We start from the raw sequence: 20,856 nt of genomic DNA, 5'->3' as shown, positions 1-20,856 counted from the left end.
TATCCGGCTAGGGATGTGATGGAATAAATAAAGTCATTAATATTTAGTGTGATGTAAATCACATAAAAGATTTTTTAGTTGTCAGATTGTTAATCAATTATTAATTATTACAGTGACAATTCTGCGCTATCTCGAAAAAATTAAATATTTATTCACCTTTTCGCTACTTACTGATTGAATTCATTTCGCCTGCCCGTATAATTTGCTCGTTTTTGTCTCTTGACACATTTAAGCAAAGGCAGTTTTATACAACACTTAGCGTTTCTGAGCTGAGAAGAGCTGGGAGAACATCAAAAGTTATGTCTGTATCCCTTTACGACAACACCAATGCTGTAAAACAGTTGTCTGTTCAGTTAATAACTTTTGTTATCCTCAGTGGGGCTTTCTGTGCAAATAGTATAGAATGGGGAGCCTCTGCTCTTGCGGGTGGGTTAGCATGCTGGTTACCTAATATTGTATTCATGCTGCTATCACGTATCCAAAAAGCAAAAGAAGAGGATGAACCTGTCCGCATTGCCTGGTTCTTTGCGTTAGGAGCAGGGCTAAAGGTTGTTACAACTATAATTGTCTTAGTTGTTGCTTTTGGTGTGTTTAAAGCGTCACTGACACCACTGGGTTTGACCTATTTAGCGGTGCTAATTGTTCAGATTGTTGCACCAGCCGTTTTTAAACGGTAAGTATTTTTAAACTACAAAAGGGTAAGAGGCATCATGTCTGCATCAGGAGAAGTGATGACTACAAATGAGTACATAAGTCACCATCTGAATAACCTTCAGTTAGACTTACGTACCTTTGAGTTGGTCAATCCCCAAGCTAGTCCAACATTTTGGACGTTGAACATTGACTCGCTTTTTTTCTCGGTAGTTCTCGGGGCTCTGTTCCTGTGGCTATTTAGAAGAGTTGCCGTTAATGCGACTAGTGGCGTACCCGGTAAGTTACAGACTGCAATAGAACTGATCATTGGTTTCGTTGATAACTCAGTCCGTGATATGTATCACGGTAAGAGCAAAGTTATTGCCCCGTTGGCATTAACCGTGTTCATCTGGGTATTTTTAATGAACCTCATGGATTTACTACCAATCGATTTCCTTCCATATATTGGTGAGCATTATTTAGGGCTACCTGCTCTGCGTGCAGTTCCGACAGCAGATGTGAGTGTGACTTTATCTATGGCGATCGGCGTGTTTATCCTAATAATCTTTTATAGCATTAAGATGAAAGGAATTGGTGGATTTACGAAAGAGTTGACTCTTCAACCTTTTAATCATCCTATCTTTATTCCGGTAAACTTAATTCTTGAAGGAGTAAGCCTGCTATCAAAACCTGTATCACTCGGTCTACGACTGTTTGGTAACATGTATGCAGGTGAATTGATCTTTATTCTTATCGCGGCATTACTACCGTGGTGGTCACAGTGGTTGCTAAGCCTGCCTTGGGCTATCTTCCACATATTGATTATTACGCTACAAGCCTTTATTTTTATGGTTCTGACTGTTGTCTATCTCTCGATGGCATCTGAAGAGCACTAATTTTTCTATCAATAATTGAATTAACTGAAACAAACTGGAGACTGTCATGGAAAACCTGAATATGGATCTGCTGTACATGGCTGCCGCTATAATGATGGGTTTAGCGGCGATCGGTGCTGCGATCGGTATCGGCATCCTAGGTGGTAAATTTTTAGAAGGCGCTGCTCGTCAGCCAGATTTAATACCTCTACTGCGTACACAGTTTTTTATCGTAATGGGTCTAGTAGATGCTATTCCGATGATTGCTGTTGGTCTGGGCTTGTATGTAATGTTCGCTGTTGCCTAATTAGCATTACGGAACACATTAAGAACATTAACTCACTAATAAATAAGAGGTATTGTCTGTGAATCTGAATGCAACAATCCTCGGCCAGGCTATCGCGTTTGTCCTGTTTGTTTTGTTCTGTATGAAGTATGTATGGCCACCGATTATGGCGGCCATAGAAAAACGTCAAAAAGAAATTGCTGACGGTTTATCTTCCGCAGAACGTGCTAAAAAGAACCTGGAACTAGCGCAAACCGACGCAACCGACCGACTGAAGAAAGCAAAAGCAGAAGCGCAAGTGATCATCGAACAAGCGAATAAACAACGCAGTATGATGATTGAAGAAGCAAAAGCAGAAGCTGAAACAGAACGTGCAAAAATCGTAGCACAAGCGCAAGCGGAAATTGATGCTGAGCGTAAACGTGCACGTGAAGAGTTACGTAAACAGGTTGCGATGCTTGCTATCGCAGGTGCCGAGAAGATCATAGAACGTTCCGTGGATGAAGCTGCTAACAGCGACATCGTTGATAAACTAGTCGCTGAACTGTAGGAGGGAGGGGCATGTCTGAAATTGCTACTGTAGCTCGCCCCTACGCCAAAGCAGCTTTTGACTTTGCTGTAGATAATCAATCCGTTGATAAATGGCAGAATATGCTGAGCTTCACCTCTTTGGTGTCGCAAAATGAACAGGTTGGTGAGCTACTTTCTGGTTCTATTGCACCAGAAACATTAGCCAAAACGTTTATCTCTGTTTGCGGAGATGAAATTGACGAGCATGTTCAAAATCTGATTCGTATCATGGCTGAAAACGGGCGTTTAACCACGCTTCCAGAAGTTCTCGTACAATTTATTCAATTGCGCGATTCGCTGGAGTCAACGATTGAAGTTGATGTGATTTCTGCTACCGAACTGAATGAACAGCAGTCAGCTAAAATTTCTGCAGCGATGGAAAAACGTCTGTCACGCAAAGTTAAGCTGAATTGCAAAATTGACAAGTCTGTTATTGCTGGAGTGATCATTCGTGCTGGAGACCTCGTCATAGACGGAAGTGTCCGCGGTCGCTTAGAGCGTTTAACTGACGTCTTGCAGTCTTAAGGGGACTGGAGCATATGCAACTGAATTCCACCGAAATCAGCGAACTGATCAAACAGCGTATTGCTCAGTTTGATGTTGTGAGTGAAGCTCACAATGAAGGTACGATTGTGTCCGTTAATGACGGTATCATTCGTATTCACGGTTTAGCCGAAGTCATGCAGGGTGAGATGATCGCACTGCCTGGCAGCCGTTATGCAATTGCATTGAACTTAGAGCGTGACTCTGTTGGTGCGGTTGTAATGGGTCCTTATGCCGATTTGGCTGAAGGCATGAAAGTAAAATGTACTGGTCGTATTCTTGAAGTTCCAGTAGGCCGTGGTCTACTTGGACGTATCGTGAATACACTGGGCCAACCAATTGATGGTAAAGGCCCTGTTGAGCATGATGGCTTCTCTCCAATTGAAGTTATCGCTCCAGGTGTTATCGAACGTCAATCGGTTGATCAACCTGTACAAACTGGTTATAAATCAGTTGATGCAATGATCCCAATCGGCCGTGGCCAGCGTGAGCTTGTCATCGGTGACCGCCAGACAGGTAAAACTGCGCTAGCGATCGATGCGATTATTAATCAACGTGATTCTGGCATCAAATGTGTTTACGTTGCTATCGGTCAGAAAGCTTCAACAATTTCTAACGTAGTACGTAAACTCGAAGAACACGGCGCTCTGGAAAATACCATTGTTGTTGTTGCAACGGCATCTGAATCAGCTGCACTGCAATACCTGTCCGCATACTCCGGTTGCGCAATGGGTGAATATTTCCGTGACCGTGGTGAAGATGCTCTGATTGTTTATGATGACCTGTCTAAACAGGCTGTTGCATACCGTCAGATTTCACTGCTACTGCGTCGTCCACCAGGACGTGAAGCTTACCCAGGTGATGTTTTCTATTTGCATTCACGTTTACTTGAGCGTGCTGCTCGTGTTAATGCTGAATACGTTGAAAACTTTACTAAAGGTGAAGTTAAAGGCAAAACAGGTTCATTGACGGCTCTGCCTATCATTGAAACTCAAGGCGGTGACGTTTCTGCATTCGTACCGACTAACGTAATTTCGATTACAGATGGTCAGATCTTCCTGGAATCTAACCTGTTTAACTCTGGTATTCGTCCAGCGGTTAACCCAGGTATTTCCGTATCTCGTGTTGGTGGTGCTGCTCAGACTAAAATTATCAAGAAATTGTCTGGTGGTATCCGTACTGCACTTGCTCAATATCGTGAACTGGCGGCGTTTGCTCAGTTTGCTTCTGACCTCGATGACGCAACTCGTAAACAGTTGAGCCATGGTCAGAAAGTAACTGAATTGCTGAAACAGAAACAATATGCACCGATGTCAGTAGCAGAACAGTCTCTGTCTCTGTTTGCTGCAGAACGTGGATATTTGGATGATGTTGAGTTAGCGAAAATTGGTGCATTTGAAGCTGCATTAGTTTCTTTTGCACTGCGCGAGCATGCTGACCTTATGAACGAAATCGGCCAGGCGGGTAACTATAACGATGATATCGAAGGCAAGTTGAAAAAACTGCTCGAGTCATTTAAAGCAACTCAGTCCTGGTAATACTATTCGGCCCGTGAATTTTTATGGGCCGTCTGGTTAATAAGGAGAAGCAGTAATGGCCGGCGCAAAAGAGATACGTTCCAAGATTGCTAGCGTGCAAAACACGCAAAAAATCACTAAAGCGATGGAAATGGTTGCTGCGTCTAAAATGCGTAAATCGCAGGAACGCATGGCGGCTAGCCGTCCTTATGCGGAGACTATGCGCAGTGTGATTGGTCACCTAGCTTTAGGTAATCTGGAATATAAACATCCATATCTCGAAGAGCGTGAAGTTAAACGCGTTGGGTATTTGGTTGTTTCAACAGACCGTGGTCTGTGCGGTGGTTTGAATATTAACTTGTTCAAAAAACTGTTAACAGACATGAAGCTATGGTCTGAGAAAAATGTTCAGGTTGATTTGGCTTTAATCGGTTCTAAAGCAGTTTCATTCTTTGGGTCTGTTGGCGGCAATGTCGTTACACAGGTTACAGGAATGGGGGATAACCCTACGCTTTCAGATTTGATTGGTCCAGTTAACTCTATGCTACAAGCCTATGATGAAGGGCGTTTAGATAAACTGTATGTGGTGACTAATAAGTTCATCAATACAATGTCTCAGGAGCCAACTATTCTTCAAGTATTGCCATTGCCTCCAAGCAATGATGAAACTTTGAAGAAGAAGTCTTGGGATTATATATATGAACCCGATCCTAAGGCGTTGCTGGATACCCTGCTACGTCGTTATATCGAGTCTCAGGTTTATCAGGGCGTCGTTGAAAACCTGGCTAGTGAGCAGGCCGCACGAATGGTAGCGATGAAAGCCGCTACTGATAATGGTGGAAACCTGATCAAAGAGTTGCAGTTGGTTTACAACAAAGCTCGTCAGGCCAGCATTACTCAGGAGCTTACCGAAATTGTTTCGGGTGCTTCCGCGGTTTAACAGCTAGGTTTACGAATTACGTAGAGGATTCAAGATGGCTACTGGAAAGATTATCCAGGTAATCGGCGCCGTTGTGGACGTCGAGTTCCCTCAAGATAACGTACCGAAAGTGTACGATGCTCTTGAGGTAATGAACGGTAAAGATAAACTGGTGCTGGAAGTTCAGCAACAGCTAGGCGGTGGTGTTGTTCGTTGTATCGCAATGGGTACATCAGATGGCCTAAGCCGTGGTTTAGAAGTTCTAAACCTAGAACACCCAATTGAAGTACCAGTAGGTAAAGCAACTCTAGGACGTATCATGAACGTTCTGGGTGACCCTATTGATATGAAAGGTGATATCGGCGAAGAAGAACGCTGGTCAATTCACCGTGCAGCACCAAGCTATGAAGAATTAGCTAACTCAACAGAATTGCTTGAAACCGGTATCAAAGTAATGGACTTAATCTGTCCATTCGCGAAAGGTGGTAAAGTAGGTCTGTTTGGTGGTGCGGGTGTTGGTAAAACAGTAAATATGATGGAACTTATCCGTAACATCGCGATTGAACACTCAGGTTACTCAGTGTTTGCCGGTGTTGGTGAGCGTACTCGTGAAGGGAACGACTTCTATCATGAAATGAATGACTCTAACGTTCTGGATAAAGTATCACTGGTTTATGGCCAGATGAACGAGCCACCAGGAAACCGTCTGCGCGTAGCGTTAACGGGTCTGACTATGGCTGAAAAATTCCGTGACGAAGGTCGTGACGTACTGCTGTTCGTTGACAACATTTATCGTTATACACTAGCAGGTACTGAAGTATCAGCACTGTTAGGTCGTATGCCATCAGCGGTAGGTTACCAACCAACGCTGGCGGAAGAGATGGGTGTTCTACAAGAACGTATTACTTCAACCCAAACAGGTTCAATCACTTCCGTACAAGCGGTTTACGTTCCTGCGGATGACTTGACTGACCCATCACCAGCAACAACATTTGCTCACTTAGACGCAACTGTCGTTCTGAGCCGTCAAATCGCATCTTTGGGTATTTACCCTGCGGTTGACCCTCTGGACTCAACAAGTCGTCAACTTGACCCATTAGTTGTTGGTCAAGAGCATTATGATGTCGCTCGTGGCGTTCAGTCTATCCTGCAACGTTACCAAGAATTGAAAGACATTATTGCAATCTTGGGTATGGATGAATTGTCTGAAGAAGACAAACTGGTTGTTGCTCGTGCTCGTAAGATCCAGCGCTTCCTGTCTCAGCCATTCTTCGTTGCTGAAGTCTTTACGGGTTCACCTGGTAAGTTCGTTTCCCTGAAAGACACTATTCGTGGCTTCAGTGGCATTCTGAACGGTGATTACGACCATTTGCCAGAGCAGGCGTTCTATATGGTTGGTACCATTGACGAAGCAGTGGAAAAAGCCAAAAAGCTTTAATCCGACTGACAGGAGGTTGATATGGTATCTGCAATGACATACTACCTGAATGTGGTTAGTGCCGAAAAACGTTTGTTTGAAGGCCTAGTACAGAAAATTCAGGTAACAGGTAGTGAAGGTGAGCTAGGGATTTATCCACAGCATACCCCGCTGCTGACTGCCATAAAACCGGGCATGGTACGTATTACTAAGCAGTTTGGTGAAGAAGAGCTAATTTACCTCTCAGGCGGTATTTTAGAAGTACAGCCAACAGGTGTTATCGTACTTGCTGATACAGCTATCCGTGGTAAAGACTTAGATGAAGCTCGCGCAGTGGAATCTAAACGCAAAGCGGAAGAACATATTCGCAAAGCACACGGTGATGTTGATTATGCTCAGGCATCGGCAGAACTTGCAAAAGCAATAGCCAAACTTCGAGTAATCGAATTGACTAAAAAGCTTATGTAATTATAGCTATACCCAAAATAATTTGAGCTACAGTCAATATGGTTGTAGCTTGAAAAACAAAGGGTATATAGTGAGAAGCCAGTTGGTTTATGCTAACTGGCTTTTTTATTTATGCGAAATATGTAGTAATTTAGACAGGAAATAGGTTTACTTTCACCCCAAAGTTGGAGTTTCAGGAAAATATGACTGTGCAAAGAAAAAGTGTCGTGATTTTAGCTGCCGGTAAAGGCACACGGATGTATTCAGAGCTGCCTAAGGTTTTGCATTTACTTGCAGGTAAACCAATGGTTCAGCATGTTATTGATACAGCAAAATCTATCGGTGCATCAGATATCCATCTGGTATACGGGCATGGCGGTGATTTACTGAAAAATAAATTGGGTGACCAAAATTTAAATTGGGTTTTACAAGCTGAGCAGCTTGGAACGGGTCATGCAATGCAGCAAGCTGCACCTAACTTTCAAGACGATGAAGATATCATTATGTTATATGGTGATGTGCCTTTAATTGCGCAGGACACCTTACAGCGTCTTATTGAAGTGAAACCTGAAGGCGGTATTGGTTTACTGACTGTTATTTTAGATAACCCAACAGGTTATGGCCGTATCATTCGTGAAAATAATGAAGTCATTGGTATTATAGAGCAAAAAGATGCCACTGAAGCGCAACGTAAAATCCAAGAAATTAATACAGGAATTATGGTTGCAAGCGGTAAAGACTTCAAACGTTGGTTGGCTCAACTGAATAATGATAATGCGCAAGGCGAATATTATATTACTGATATTATTGCACTTGCTCATAAAGAAGGAAATAAGGTTGCGACTGTTCATCCAAGTCGTCTTAGTGAAATGGAAGGCGTGAATAATAGACTGCAACTTGCTGCTCTTGAACGTATTTACCAAAAAGAGCAAGCCGAAAAATTATTATTAGCGGGCGTGATGTTAATTGATCCTGACCGTTTTGATATTCGCGGAACTTTAACACATGGGCGCGACATTGTTATTGATACCAATGTGATTATTGAAGGTCACGTAACTCTTGGTAATAACGTCCAAATTCAATCAGGCTGTATTTTAAAAGATTGTGTGATAGGCGATAACTCAATAATTAGTCCTTATTCAGTTATAGAAAATTCTGAATTATCCACTGATTGCACAGTTGGACCTTTTGCTCGTTTACGTCCAGGTGCTAAATTGGCAGCTAAAGCGCATGTAGGCAATTTTGTTGAAATAAAAAATGCCTCACTGGGACTTGGTTCCAAAGCCGGTCACTTATCTTATTTAGGTGATGCTCAAATTGGCGATAATGTGAATATTGGTGCCGGAACAATTACTTGTAACTATGATGGTGCGAATAAATATAAGACTGTGATTGGTAATGATGTTTTTGTTGGTTCAGATACTCAATTAATTGCCCCTGTTTCGATTGCTAACGGTGCAACCATTGGTGCTGGAACTACGGTAACTCGAGATGTAAATGAAGACGAATTAGTCGTGAGTCGTGTTAAACAAATACATATTAAAAACTGGCAACGACCAGTAAAAAAAAATAAATAAATTTTAAGGGGAAATAATGTATTTCCCCTATTTTGAAATGCAGTATTAGAAAATATTTAAAATAGTTACACATAAAATAGCTACCTAAGGTAGCAATATAAAAATAGTTAGATAAAAAATACCCCATTTTCTACAAGGCTGGGGAACAGTGAAAACTGTAAAATAATCAGGTTGCGACAAAATATTATTTAGGAATTAATCAATTATGTGTGGAATTGTAGGTGCAGTCGCACAACGTGATATCGCAGAAATTCTATTAGAAGGTCTTCGTCGCCTTGAATATCGTGGTTATGACTCAGCCGGTATGGCGGTTGTTGACCATGAAGGTCATCTTCAACGCTTACGTGAAGTCGGTAAAGTTAAAATGCTGGCGGATGAAGTTGAAAAGAACCCAGTATCTGGTGGAATGGGTATAGCACATACACGTTGGGCTACTCATGGTGCGCCAAGTGAGCGAAATGCTCACCCGCATACATCTGGTTATATTGCTGTTGTTCACAACGGTATCATTGAAAATTATTTAGAGCTTAAAGAGCATCTAAAGCAACTCGGCTATGTATTTAGTTCTGAGACAGACACCGAAGTTATTGCTCATCTTGTTCATCACGAGCAAGAAAAAGGCGGTTCATTACTCGAAGTTGTTCAGCGTGTTATCCCGCAATTACGAGGCGCGTATGGCACAGTGGTTATGGATAGCCGTATTCCAGAATTATTAGTTGCAGCTCGTTCTGGTAGCCCGTTAGTTATTGGGCTGGGTGTGGGCGAAAATTTCTTAGCATCAGATCAACTAGCGCTTTTACCTGTTACTCGTCGTTTTATCTACCTTGAAGAAGGGGATATTGCTGAAGTGACACGCCGTTCTGTACGTATTTTTGATAACCAAGGTGCTGCGGTTGAACGTGAACAAATCGAATCTAGCGTTCAATATGATGCAGGTGATAAAGGTATTTATCGCCACTATATGCAAAAAGAGATTTATGAGCAGCCAATGGCGATTAAAAACACCTTAGAAGGGCGTTTTAGTCAAGATAATGGCATTAATCTTAGCGAGCTAGGACCTAAAGCGAGCGAAATTCTTTCTAATGTAGAGCATATTCAAATCGTTGCTTGTGGTACATCTTTTAATGCAGGTATGGTTGCACGATATTGGTTTGAGTCTCTAGCGGGAATTCCTTGTGATGTCGAAATAGCCTCTGAATATCGTTATCGTAAACCTGCTTTTCGTAAAGGTAGTTTGATGATAACACTGTCTCAGTCAGGCGAAACTGCGGATACGCTCGCAGCTTTGCGTCTGTCTAAAGAGTTGGGTTATTTAACGTCTTTAGCCATCTGTAACGTCGCTGGCTCTTCATTAGTCCGTGAATCTGAATTTGCCTTGATGACAAAAGCGGGCGCTGAAATCGGTGTTGCATCAACTAAAGCCTTTACCACTCAGCTGACAGTATTGTTGATGTTAGTGGCATATATGGGCCGTTTAAAAGGTGCTAATCCTGAATTAGAGCAAAATATTTCGAACGCACTACATGCTTTACCTGCGCGTATTGAAAGTATGTTGTCTCAAGATAAAGTGATTGAAGCGCTGGCGGAAGATTTCTCTGATAAAAGTCATGCACTATTCTTAGGTCGTGGTGAACAGTTCCCTATCGCGGTTGAAGGGGCTTTGAAATTAAAAGAGATTTCCTACATTCATGCGGAAGCATACGCCGCTGGTGAGCTAAAACATGGTCCATTAGCACTGATTGATGCTGATATGCCTGTGATTATTATCGCGCCGAATAATGAATTGTTAGAAAAGTTGAAATCAAACATTGAAGAAGTGCGTGCTCGTGGCGGCTTATTATATGTTTTCGCTGATCAAGATGCAGGTTTTGAGGCGAGTGAAAATATGAAAATTATTTCACTGCCACATGTAGAAGAGCTGATCGCGCCTATTTTCTATACTGTTCCACTGCAATTATTGTCATATCACGTGGCTTTAATTAAAGGTACAGATGTCGACCAACCTCGTAATTTGGCGAAGTCTGTAACTGTAGAGTAATGAATTAAGCGATATATTGAATTTATCGTATAAAATAAATCCGGTGTCACTGTAAAAAGTGTACCGGATTTTTTTATGGTTAAATTCTTAGAAATTAAAGGAATGCTTTATATGGCAATTCAGGTTCATTTTTAAAGATATCCTGGAAGCCTCTGAAATGTTGGTAATGTATGCGGCCTTTATCGGTTGGATAAGTATATTTGCCGCCAACTTGCCAGAAGAATGGTGCAAAATTATATTGTAAACGCTCTTTTTTCATATTCCATAGAACTTCAATTTCTCTCGGGTCGTTTTGGAAATTAGCCCAAATATCATGGTGGAATGGAATGACGGTGGTGCAATCTAATGATTCAGCTGCGCGCAGGATATCAGAGGAGGTCATTTTATCGGTGACACCGCGTGGGTTTTCACCAAATGAAAGTAGTGCAACATCGATATCATAGCGATTACCGTGAGCGGCATAGTAATTTGAATAATGTGAGTCACCTGAGTGATAGATAGAGCCGCCGGTGGTTTCAATTAGGTAGTTAACCGCGCGTTCATCCATTGCATCAAGGATGTCTTTGTCATAAGAAGATACGCCTTTTGGTAGCGTGACTAATGCTGTGCGGTCGAAAGAGTCTAAAACGCGGATTTTCATGTCACCAATTTCAATCACATCACCGACTTTAGCAACAATACAGCGCTCAGCAGGTACGCCCCAACCTAGCCAAAGATTAACACAGGCTTGTGGTCCGATGAATTTCACATGGTCACCGCAATTTTGTAGTACAGCCGCTGCGACGTTAACGTCTATATGATCAGCGTGGTCATGGGACGCTAAAATGGCATCGACATCTTTGATGGCAAAAGGGTCTAATGGGAAAATTGCAGTACGTAGATTAGGTTGCAGAGCTTCGACTCCGCCCATTCTCATCATTTGATGTTGTTGATTCATAAAGGCATTTTTCTGGGTTTTTTTACCTGTTCCACACCAAAAATCGATTGAAATATTCGTATTGCCTGCACTTTTCAACCAAATACCCGTACATCCTAACCACCACATAGAGAAAGTATTGGGTTCGATGACTGTTTTTTCAATCTCTTCATTGAGCCAGGTTCCCCATTCAGGGAAAGTGCTTAATATCCAAGATTCACGGGTGATTTCATTTACTTTACTCATAGTAATACCTTCTCTTTCATGAATTTAAAATGTAAGGGATTAGCGCCTTATTTAAAATAATAAGGCGGTATGCAAAATAAATTTTTAATTAGTTGAATAAGCTGGCAAAAACTAATTAAACCAGTATAACGTGAGTGCCTTGCGCTTTGATTGCTTTAATAATTTTTGGATCGGCATTTTTCCCAGTAATTAAATAATCAATTTTATTGGTTGGGCAAAATAACATACCCGTTCGGCTTCCCACTTTTGAACTATCAACAGCAACAACTAATTTATCAATTTGGTCTAACATCTGTTGCTCAGCAACAGCAGTTAGCATGTCAGACTTGTACAACCCAGCTTCGGTTAAACCTTTTCCTGAGGTGAACATCCAGTTACCTGCGTATCCCATTAGTGTATGGAGCGCTGGATTAAGAAATATGTTCTGCTCTTTGTTATATTGGCCGCCAATTAACACGACATCATCGTGTTCTTGCTCAATTAAATAACTGGCAAGAGGAAAGTAGTTAGTGACGATTTGTACATCTTTCCTACATAATTTTTGCCCAAGAAGAAAAGCGGTAGAGCCGCAGTTAATAACAACGCTATCGCCAGGTTGGCAAAGCTCTGCTGCTTTGATTGCTATTTGCGATTTTTCTTCATAGTGGTCAGTTCTATTTATATTTAGTGGTGACCATTTATTTTTTTTATTTTCTAATCGCTCCGCACCATTACGTACTTTTTTCAGTTTGCCTTGCTCATCCAATTTAGCCACATCACGACGTGCGGTTGCCGGTGATATATTAAAATGTTTAGTAATTAGTGATATGCTAATTACTTGATTTTCTTTAAGTAAAGACAGTATTTCAAAATGTCTTTGTGTTTCATTCATGTCCATAGCCTTATGTGTATAAATCATATTCTTGCTTAGCCATGATAACTTAATGATTCAAAATGATTGTATTTGATTCTATTTATCATGGGTGAGAATGTCAATAACTCAAACAATAAAAATACATATTAGATGTTAATTATTTTAACTATTTGTATTTTATTGGTTTTTATATATTAACTGTGATCAGCTCTACAATTGTGTGGTTTTCTACTAGTCAAACAAGCCTAAACTAAATAATCATAAATGAACAAATGGTGATTACTTTTGATTGTTGTGTGTTCTTGAGTGACTGGATTGGTTAATTATTTGATTATAACGTGAGAATGCTGTCTGTGATCAGGGTAATGTGTTTTTAATCTAGATAATAATTCAAATACAATTTGATTTAAGGGTAAAAATATGGATTTTTTGTACAATTCTTTCTATATTTTTTATAGCCAAGTAATGACTAAAGCCCCGCTTTTGCTGGGCTTAGTAACTCTTATTGGTTATTGGTTGCTCAGAAGAGATGGTACTACCATTCTCAAAGGTACAATTAAAACAATCGTTGGCTTTATGTTAGTACAAGTCGGCGCTGATTCGCTTGTTTCCAGTTTTAAGCCCGTTATTGCGAAAATGGCTGAGTACCACCATCTTACTGGTTCTGTGATTGACCCTTATACTTCGATGATGGCCACTATGGAAACCATGGGTGATGACTATTCATGGGTTGGGTATATCGTTTTACTCGCATTGGCGATTAACATTTTACTGGTGTTATTTCGTCGTGTTACAGGTATACGAACCATTATGCTTACGGGACATATTATGTTCCAGCAAGCCGGGTTAGTAGCGGTATTTTATTTTGTTATGGGCTCGAGTATGTGGGAGACCATTATTTACTCGGCAATAATCATCGCATTATATTGGGGTATATTCTCTAATATCATGTTTAAACCCACAGAAGCGGTTACAGGTGGCGCTGGTTTTTCAATTGGTCATCAACAGCAGGCTGCATCATGGATTGCAGTGAAAGTTGCACCAAAATTAGGGGATAAAAATGATAGTGTTGATAATCTAAAACTCCCTAAATGGTTACATATTTTTCATGATAGTATCGCCGCGACAGCTATTGTGATGACAGTTTTCTTTGGCATTATTTTGCTTTCTTTCGGTTTAACTAATCTGCAAGAGATGGCAGGAAAAACCCATTGGACTATCTATATTCTTGAAACTGGCCTTAAATTTGCGGTTGCGATTCAAATTATCGTCACGGGTGTGCGAATGTTTGTTGCTGAACTTTCCGAGGCTTTTAAAGGAATTTCAGAACGCGTTATTCCAAATGCGGTATTAGCTATCGACTGTGCGGCTATTTATGCATTTTCGCCAAATGCGATGGTATTTGGTTTTATGTGGGGTGCATTAGGACAATTTACAGCAGTATTGATCATGTTAGCGTTCAGCTCTCCCATCATGATTATTCCCGGTTTTATTCCTATGTTTTTCTCAAATGCCACAATTGGGGTATTCGCTAATCACTTTGGTGGTTGGAAAGCGGTGATGAAAATTTGTTTCATCATGGGAATTATTGAAGTTGTTGGTTCGGCTTGGGCAATTGATTTGATTAGCCAGCAAGGAACACAATTTAGTGGTTGGATGGGTATGGCTGACTGGGCTCTGGTGTTCCCGCCTATTATGCAAGGCCTCTCAATTTCTAAATATTTCTTCTTTGTCTTAATCGCACTCGCATTGGTCTATATGTATTTTGCATCAAAAAAATTACGTGCAGAAGAAGATGCAGCTGCTTTGGTTAATGAGATTGAAGAAATTGAAGTTGCTGAAATAGCCGAACAAGTCTCTGAACAATTAAGTCGAGTTAGGCCTGTTAGTATTCTTGCTGTGTGCGGTAATGGTCAAGGTTCATCCATGATGATGAAAATGAAAATTGCTAAGTATCTCGAAGCGAAAGGTATTCCTCATGTTATGGACTCTTGCGCAGTTTCAGATTACAAATCAAAACTTAGCGCCACAGATATCATTGTTTCGTCAAAACACCTTTCAGCAGAGATGGATCCAGGTGAAGGTAAATTTGTTTTAGGGGTGCAAAATATGCTGAATCCAAATTCATTTGGTGATGAACTTCTCGATATTATTAAGACTAATTTTAGTGAATCTCAATAAATAATATAAAAATATTTATAGATACTAATTAGTTAGTATCTATTTCAATAGGAGAGCGTGTCATGGGTTTTAAGCAATCGTTAATTGATAACAATTCTATTAAGTTACAAGCTTCTGCCAAAAACTGGCAAGAAGCTATTAAGATTGGTACTGATATGTTAATTGCCTCAGGGGCAATATTACCAACCTATCACGAAGCTATTATTAGTAGTATCAATGAGCTAGGGCCTTATATTTGTATCGCACCTAGCCTCGCATTACCTCACGCCAGACCAGAAAATGGCGTTCTAAAAACAGCTTTTGCTTTAGTCACATTAAAAGAACCTATTTTATTTGAAGGAGAAGATGAACCTGTTGATGTATTGATAACTTTAGCGGGAAGTTCTTCTGATGAACATATGGAAGGTTTAATGGAAGTTACCCAAGTATTGGATGATGAAAATAGTGAAACGGGAATTGATCTCCATAAAATACGACGTTGTCGCAGCATTGAAGAGGTCTATAAAGTGATCGATGAGGCGTTATCTCAATAATATTTAGCAAACGATAATCGCTAACAGTATGAAATTCCATTGAGTTCGTGATTTTAAAATGAGTTGCTTTGCGCTAGCTCGTACGGTGAGGTGTACCAAATGTTAGAATTGCAGTTTGCAGCTGTATTTTTATTAGTCTCTGCTATGGTACCCGTTTAACAGCGAAATTTAATTAGGGGAAGGGCTACTCCATTAGTATTTAGTTATAAATGGGGTAATAGCGCTTACTACGAGCAAAGGTGAAAAAATGTATAAGATATTGGCTTTAGATCTCGATGGAACTGTATTAAATAGCGATCATGAAATTAACCCAGCGGTTAAACAAGCGATACAAGAAGCAAAAGATAAGTGCCATGTCATGATAGTCACTGGTCGTCATCATACCGCCGCCCGTCCTTATTATGATGAACTTGGTTTAGACACCCCAATTATTTGTTGTAATGGAACTTATCTTTATGATTTTAAAAATGAAAAAGTGCTTAAGCACAATGCACTCTCTAAAGAGAATGCGCTGACTTTTATTGATTTAGCCAGCCAGTACCAATTTAAATTGGTGATGTATATCACCGATGCCATGGTTTATTCCAATAGCAATCCTATTGATTACATGACTGCGATGGAAATGTGGGCAAAAAATTTGAATACCCCACATAAACCAAAAATTTATCGAATCGACTCTTTTAATGAACAAGTGAAAAACGCCGAATTTATCTGGAAATTTGTTGTGGAAGGTGAGCCAAGCGATATCGCTAAAATGTCGAATCTTCCTTGGGTGCAAGACAATTTTAACGGTGAGATATCGTGGTCAAACCGAATTGATTTTGCTGCAAAAGGCAATAATAAAGGTAAACGGTTGGCGGAGTATGTTGCTGAATTAGGTTATCAGCCAGAGCAAGTTATAGCGGTGGGTGATAATCATAATGATATTTCAATGCTTACATACGCAGGTTTGGGCATTGCGATGGGAAATGCCGATGACACTGTTAAAGCGAATGCGGATATCACTTGTTCAACTAATAACAATCAAGATGGGCTCGCCTATCTTATCCGTGAAAAAATATTAGGATAATCATCATGACAAAGCCACTGATTCAAATTGCTTTAGACCAAACTAATCTCAACGATGCAATTACTGTCGCCAATAATGTCTGTTCTTTTGTCGATATTATTGAAATCGGTACGATTTTAGCTTTTGCTGAAGGGATGAGCGCAGTTTCTACACTGCGTAAAAGTCATCCTTCACATATTATTGTCTGTGATATGAAAACGACAGATGGTGGGGCAATTTTGTCTCGTATGGCATTTGAAGCAGGTGCAGATTGGATTACGGTGTCAGCAGCAGCGCATATTGCGACTATTGCTGCCTGTAAGAAAGTGGCTGATGAATTTAACCGAGAGATTCAAATCGAGTTATATGGTAATTGGACTTTAGATGATGCCCAAAAATGGGTTGATTTAGGCATAAAACAAGCGATTTATCACCGTTCAAGAGATGCGGAATTAGCCGGTATTGGTTGGGCTGATGATGATTTAATTAAAATGCGTCAGCTTTCTGATTTAGGCTTAGCGCTATCTATTACCGGTGGTATTGTGCCAGAAGACATTCATCTGTTTGAAGGAATTAAAGCCAAAGCCTTTATTGCAGGCCGTGCGCTGGTGGGTGACAAAGGAAAATTAACCGCAGAAGCATTGCGCACGCAGATAGATCGTTTTTGGAAATAATCAGTTGCATTAAAGCGCCCATTGAATGGGCGCTGCGGTTAATTAAGTAGCTAAAAATATTATGAATGATCAGCTTTATTTTTAATTAAATCGGTGAGGTTATTTTTGTGTGTTTCTGGTGCGTGCCAAATCGCGTACATAGTAATTAAGCTCATACCCATCGCAAGACAAGCTACTGGCCATGATGCTCCACCAGCTAAACCAGATAGCAGTACTGCTAGAAGAGGTGCAATACCACCGGATGCAGCAGCACTGATTTCTCGCCCAAGAGCTAAGCCACTAAAGCGAACTTTTGAAGGAAATATTTCTGAGAAAAATGCACCTTGGGTTCCTAACATTGCAGCAACGCCAACACCAACACCTAATGTCATTGCAGTGATAACCCCCCATGCAGTCCCTGTATTTACGAGTAAAAAGAATGGGAAAGCAAATGCGGCGGAGAACGAAGCACCAAACATATAGATTTTTTTACGACCAAATTTATCTGATAATGCTCCAAACATTGGTGTCGTAAACATGGCAACAGCAGCGGCAATCGCAACAGCTACTGGACCGATTGATGGCGCCATATGTAATGTCCCTACCACATAAGCAATAACAAAGGTTTGGTAGACATAACTTACACCACTTTGTGCTACTTGAGAGCCGGCAACAACATATAGATTTTTTCGTTCTGTTTTAATTAATTCTTTTAGTGGACTTTTACTAATTTCATTTGATTCTGCTAATTTTTCAAAGGCTTCAGTTTCTGATAGTTTCATTCGAATTATTAGTGCGACAGCAACAAGCAACATACTAAATAAGAATGGAATTCTCCAAGCCCATCCGAGAAAAACTTCTTTTGGTAATTGCGTTAAAATGGCAAATGTTGCTGATGATAGTAATAATCCAATATAAACACCAACTCCTGGGAATGATGAATAAAATCCCCGTTTATTTGCTGGCGCACTTTCTGCTGTTAGGATAGCGGCCCCGCCAAATTCGGCACCAGCACCAAATCCTTGAAGAAGACGTAAACAAACTAATGAAATAGGAGCCCAAACACCAATTGTTTCATAGGTTGGCACGACACCAATTAGAGTTGTTGCTGTGCCCATTAATAATAAGGTAATAACTAATACTTTTTTACGACCTATTTTATCGCCGAGTTGTCCAAAATATACGGCGCCAAATGGACGTACAACAAAACCAAGTGCAAGCGTTGAGAATGCTAGAAGTGTTGAAATAAAAGGGTCTCCCTTTGGAAACATTATTTCATTAAATACTAATGCGGCCGCTGTGCCATAGAGAAAATAGTCAAACCATTCTAGTGCAGAACCAACCAGTGATGCTGCTGCAACACCTTTCATTGATTTTTTTTTCGTACTCATAGGGTCTCCCCCGTTATTAGAATTGTAGGGACGCCTTTTATAAATTCAATAACAGAATTCTGGCGTTAAATAAATACAAAGTTGTTATGTTCTATCTTTTAATTAACTATTTATTAGTGAGTTAACATTATTTAAAATTCATGTTTTGATATGAAATTATGTTATTTTTATTTCGTACGTAATTTCCATTACTGCATTTTTAAATTATTCACCGCGAAAATAAGGCGCTCTTTTTTCTTTAAAAGCTGCTTTCCCTTCTCTCGCATCATCGGTATAAAAACAAATTGTTCGTAAATCACGCTCATAGCGAACAGCTTGGTCTAATGGCATATTGACCGCAGCATGCATATTTAATTTAGCAGTTTGGATAGCGATAGGGGGACGTTCTTCTATCGTTTTGGCAAGATGTAAAACGGATATCATCATGGCCTCTTGTGAGTCAAAAACCTCATCTACAATACCCCAAGATAAACCTGTATTTGCATCAATAGAATCTCCTGTATAAAGCAGACGAGAAGCTCTAGAGGCACCAACAGTTTTATTTAAGTAGACAGCCATTCCGCCGCCGCCAACCCAGCCCAATTTTATTTCTGGTGCACCGAACAATGCATTTTGAGTACTCACACGGATATCACAACATAGTGCTAGCTCAAGCCCTCCACCGAGTGCATAACCATTGATAGCGCATAAGGTTGGTTTATGTATTTGAGCGATAGCATCACAATGGTCATGTTTCATTCTATGTGCCCATGGTGATTGATAAGTATCTAGCTCTTTAATGTCGCTTCCGCAGCAAAAAGCTTTAGGTCCTAATCCTGTAAGAATAACAACTCTGACATCATTAGATTCATTACAAAAATTCGCCAAATTAATGATAGAAACTGACATTGATGGTGTTATTGCATTTAATTTTTCGGGTCTATTCAATGCAATAGTTGCGATTGAGCCATCTAATGAAAATTGAATATTTGGGTCAATTTCGAAATTTAATTTCACCATGGCTATTTTTCCCCCTGTGTTGTCGCAACTGTGCCGCTACTTTTTAAAGCGCTAATTTGCTCAGAGGAGCAACCAAGTTCTTGTAATATATCGTCGGTGTGTTGCCCAATAAAAGGTGTAGGTAATCGAATAGAAGAAGGTGTTTTTGAAAATTTAATAGCAAAACCAGGCGTTTTTACCAAGCCTTCACTTGGATGCTCATATTCAATAAATGTTTGATTATGAATGACCTGAGGGTCAGCAATGACATCTTCATAACCATATACATCACTGCTCCAGAGTTGGTGTTCATCAAAAATATCTCGCCACTCTTGAGTGGTGCGTTCTAACAATTTCTCCTTTGTAATACGAAAAATAAAATCACGCTCAGGTAATGAATGTCCTGCGATTTCATCATCCATTGCTTTGAGTTCAGGTACATCGAAAATTTCGCCAAGAGTGGGCAGGTGTGGAGTAACTAAAGTAATAAAACTATCTTTAGTACGAAAAACACCATAAGGAGCACGGATATAGCAGTGACCATGTGCCTCTTCACTGCGGCGTTGAGGTTTTAGCCCTTGAGTAAATACGGTCATTTCTTGCATTTGATTAGCAATAATTGCGTCGAGCATGTTGATTTGGACTAGTTGCCCTTCACCTGTGCGTTCGCGATGTAGCAATGCAGCAAGAGCGCCTTCAAATGCGGTATAAGCGGTAATCGCATCTACCAAGTATTGTCCTGCTGGCTGAGGTGGTGTGCCTTCTGCTCCTGTACTCAGCATTGCACCACTCATTGATTGTAATAGTAAATCTTGCCCTGGACGTTTTGCATAAGGCCCGCTTTCTCCATATCCAGACATTGAAATATAAATTAAATCAGGTTTGATTTTTTTCAGTGTTTCATAATCAACACCGAGTCGTTCAGCAACGCCTGGACGATAGTTTTGTAAAAAAACATCCGCAGTTTCAACAAGTTTATACAGTAATGCTTTACCTTCCTCGTCTTTTAAATTAACGGCAAAACTGCGTTTATTACGGTTAAGTGATAAAAATGACGTATTAATAACATTACCATAAGCACCACCAGCAGATGTATGCCGCTGCCATTCTCCTGTTGTTGGTTCAACTTTAATTACATCAGCCCCCATATCGCCCATTCGTAATGCGGCAAAAGGGCCAGCCATTGCAATAGAACAGTCTAAAACTCGATATCCCTTAAGAATTGACATATTTCC

At 40.4% G+C, this 20,856-nt stretch carries 20 protein-coding genes; 15 read left to right on the top strand and 5 right to left on the bottom strand.

All coding sequences use genetic code 11. From position 1 onward, the window contains the following. Window positions 1-299: 299 nt before the first annotated feature. From atpI to glmS, 11 genes are all read left to right on the top strand, one after another. Window positions 300-677, top strand: a complete 378-nt coding sequence (gene atpI, locus DD649_RS01175; RefSeq protein ID WP_294102559.1) for a F0F1 ATP synthase subunit I — start codon at window positions 300-302, stop codon at window positions 675-677. 33 nt (window positions 678-710) lie between these two features. Continuing rightward, complete coding sequence (gene atpB / locus DD649_RS01170) at window positions 711-1,529, top strand: F0F1 ATP synthase subunit A (RefSeq protein ID WP_294102558.1); 819 nt, start codon at window positions 711-713, stop codon at window positions 1,527-1,529. Between the two features lie 46 nt (window positions 1,530-1,575). Next, window positions 1,576-1,815, top strand: a complete 240-nt coding sequence (gene atpE / locus DD649_RS01165) for a F0F1 ATP synthase subunit C (RefSeq protein ID WP_004393045.1) — start codon at window positions 1,576-1,578, stop codon at window positions 1,813-1,815. 58 nt (window positions 1,816-1,873) lie between these two features. Continuing rightward, complete coding sequence (gene atpF / locus DD649_RS01160) at window positions 1,874-2,344, top strand: F0F1 ATP synthase subunit B (RefSeq protein WP_294102575.1); 471 nt, start codon at window positions 1,874-1,876, stop codon at window positions 2,342-2,344. 11 nt (window positions 2,345-2,355) lie between these two features. Further along, window positions 2,356-2,889 (top strand): F0F1 ATP synthase subunit delta, encoded by a 534-nt coding sequence (gene atpH / locus DD649_RS01155; protein ID WP_294101678.1) that lies wholly within the window; start codon window positions 2,356-2,358, stop codon window positions 2,887-2,889. Between the two features lie 14 nt (window positions 2,890-2,903). After that, window positions 2,904-4,445, top strand: coding sequence for a F0F1 ATP synthase subunit alpha (atpA, locus tag DD649_RS01150; RefSeq protein ID WP_294101675.1), 1,542 nt, complete (start codon window positions 2,904-2,906; stop codon window positions 4,443-4,445). 55 nt (window positions 4,446-4,500) lie between these two features. Continuing rightward, window positions 4,501-5,364 carry a F0F1 ATP synthase subunit gamma gene (atpG, locus tag DD649_RS01145; protein WP_294101672.1) on the top strand — a complete coding sequence of 288 codons (864 nt, stop codon included), beginning with the start codon at window positions 4,501-4,503 and terminating at the stop codon, window positions 5,362-5,364. Between the two features lie 34 nt (window positions 5,365-5,398). Further along, a complete protein-coding gene (atpD, locus tag DD649_RS01140) occupies window positions 5,399-6,781 on the top strand; it encodes a F0F1 ATP synthase subunit beta (protein WP_294101669.1) in 1,383 nt (460 codons plus the stop codon). 21 nt (window positions 6,782-6,802) lie between these two features. Then, entirely contained in the window at window positions 6,803-7,228 is a 426-nt protein-coding gene (locus tag DD649_RS01135) for a F0F1 ATP synthase subunit epsilon (RefSeq protein ID WP_294101666.1), read from the top strand. Window positions 7,229-7,410: 182 nt separating this feature from the next. Continuing rightward, window positions 7,411-8,784, top strand: coding sequence for a bifunctional UDP-N-acetylglucosamine diphosphorylase/glucosamine-1-phosphate N-acetyltransferase GlmU (glmU, locus tag DD649_RS01130; protein WP_294101663.1), 1,374 nt, complete (start codon window positions 7,411-7,413; stop codon window positions 8,782-8,784). Between the two features lie 205 nt (window positions 8,785-8,989). After that, a complete protein-coding gene (gene glmS / locus DD649_RS01125) occupies window positions 8,990-10,822 on the top strand; it encodes a glutamine--fructose-6-phosphate transaminase (isomerizing) (protein WP_294101660.1) in 1,833 nt (610 codons plus the stop codon). A 94-nt stretch (window positions 10,823-10,916) separates the two neighbouring features. On the opposite strand, the gene ulaG is transcribed toward glmS, so the two are convergent. Both ulaG and ulaR read right to left on the bottom strand, forming a co-directional pair. Further along, entirely contained in the window at window positions 10,917-11,984 is a 1,068-nt protein-coding gene (ulaG, locus tag DD649_RS01120) for an L-ascorbate 6-phosphate lactonase (protein ID WP_294101657.1), read from the bottom strand. Window positions 11,985-12,099: 115 nt separating this feature from the next. Then, window positions 12,100-12,855, bottom strand: coding sequence for an HTH-type transcriptional regulator UlaR (ulaR, locus tag DD649_RS01115; protein ID WP_294101654.1), 756 nt, complete (start codon window positions 12,853-12,855; stop codon window positions 12,100-12,102). Window positions 12,856-13,257: 402 nt separating this feature from the next. Between ulaR and DD649_RS01110 the strand changes: the two genes are divergently transcribed. The 4 genes from DD649_RS01110 to DD649_RS01095 all read left to right on the top strand — a co-directional run bounded on the left by DD649_RS01110 (window position 13,258) and on the right by DD649_RS01095 (window position 17,273). Continuing rightward, window positions 13,258-15,018 carry a PTS ascorbate-specific subunit IIBC gene (locus DD649_RS01110; protein WP_294101651.1) on the top strand — a complete coding sequence of 587 codons (1,761 nt, stop codon included), beginning with the start codon at window positions 13,258-13,260 and terminating at the stop codon, window positions 15,016-15,018. 62 nt (window positions 15,019-15,080) lie between these two features. Then, on the top strand, window positions 15,081-15,551 hold the full coding sequence (locus DD649_RS01105; RefSeq protein WP_294101648.1) for a PTS sugar transporter subunit IIA: 471 nt from the start codon (window positions 15,081-15,083) through the stop codon (window positions 15,549-15,551). Window positions 15,552-15,798: 247 nt separating this feature from the next. Then, window positions 15,799-16,620 (top strand): Cof-type HAD-IIB family hydrolase, encoded by an 822-nt coding sequence (locus tag DD649_RS01100; protein ID WP_294101646.1) that lies wholly within the window; start codon window positions 15,799-15,801, stop codon window positions 16,618-16,620. 5 nt (window positions 16,621-16,625) lie between these two features. Then, window positions 16,626-17,273, top strand: a complete 648-nt coding sequence (locus DD649_RS01095) for a 3-keto-L-gulonate-6-phosphate decarboxylase UlaD (RefSeq protein ID WP_294101643.1) — start codon at window positions 16,626-16,628, stop codon at window positions 17,271-17,273. A 59-nt stretch (window positions 17,274-17,332) separates the two neighbouring features. Here DD649_RS01095 and DD649_RS01090 read toward each other — a convergent pair whose 3' ends face one another. From DD649_RS01090 to DD649_RS01080, 3 genes are all read right to left on the bottom strand, one after another. Next, a complete protein-coding gene (locus DD649_RS01090; RefSeq protein ID WP_294101640.1) occupies window positions 17,333-18,643 on the bottom strand; it encodes an MFS transporter in 1,311 nt (436 codons plus the stop codon). A 204-nt stretch (window positions 18,644-18,847) separates the two neighbouring features. After that, window positions 18,848-19,642 carry an enoyl-CoA hydratase/isomerase family protein gene (locus DD649_RS01085; protein ID WP_294101637.1) on the bottom strand — a complete coding sequence of 265 codons (795 nt, stop codon included), beginning with the start codon at window positions 19,640-19,642 and terminating at the stop codon, window positions 18,848-18,850. Window positions 19,643-19,644: 2 nt separating this feature from the next. Beyond that, window positions 19,645-20,850, bottom strand: a complete 1,206-nt coding sequence (locus DD649_RS01080; protein ID WP_294101633.1) for a CoA transferase — start codon at window positions 20,848-20,850, stop codon at window positions 19,645-19,647. Window positions 20,851-20,856 lie beyond the last annotated feature (6 nt).

It is taken from the genome of Providencia sp., from assembly GCF_003533305.1.
In the GTDB taxonomy this organism is placed as follows: Bacteria; Pseudomonadota; Gammaproteobacteria; order Enterobacterales; family Enterobacteriaceae; genus Providencia.
This window is presented reverse-complemented; position numbering and strand designations above follow the sequence as displayed.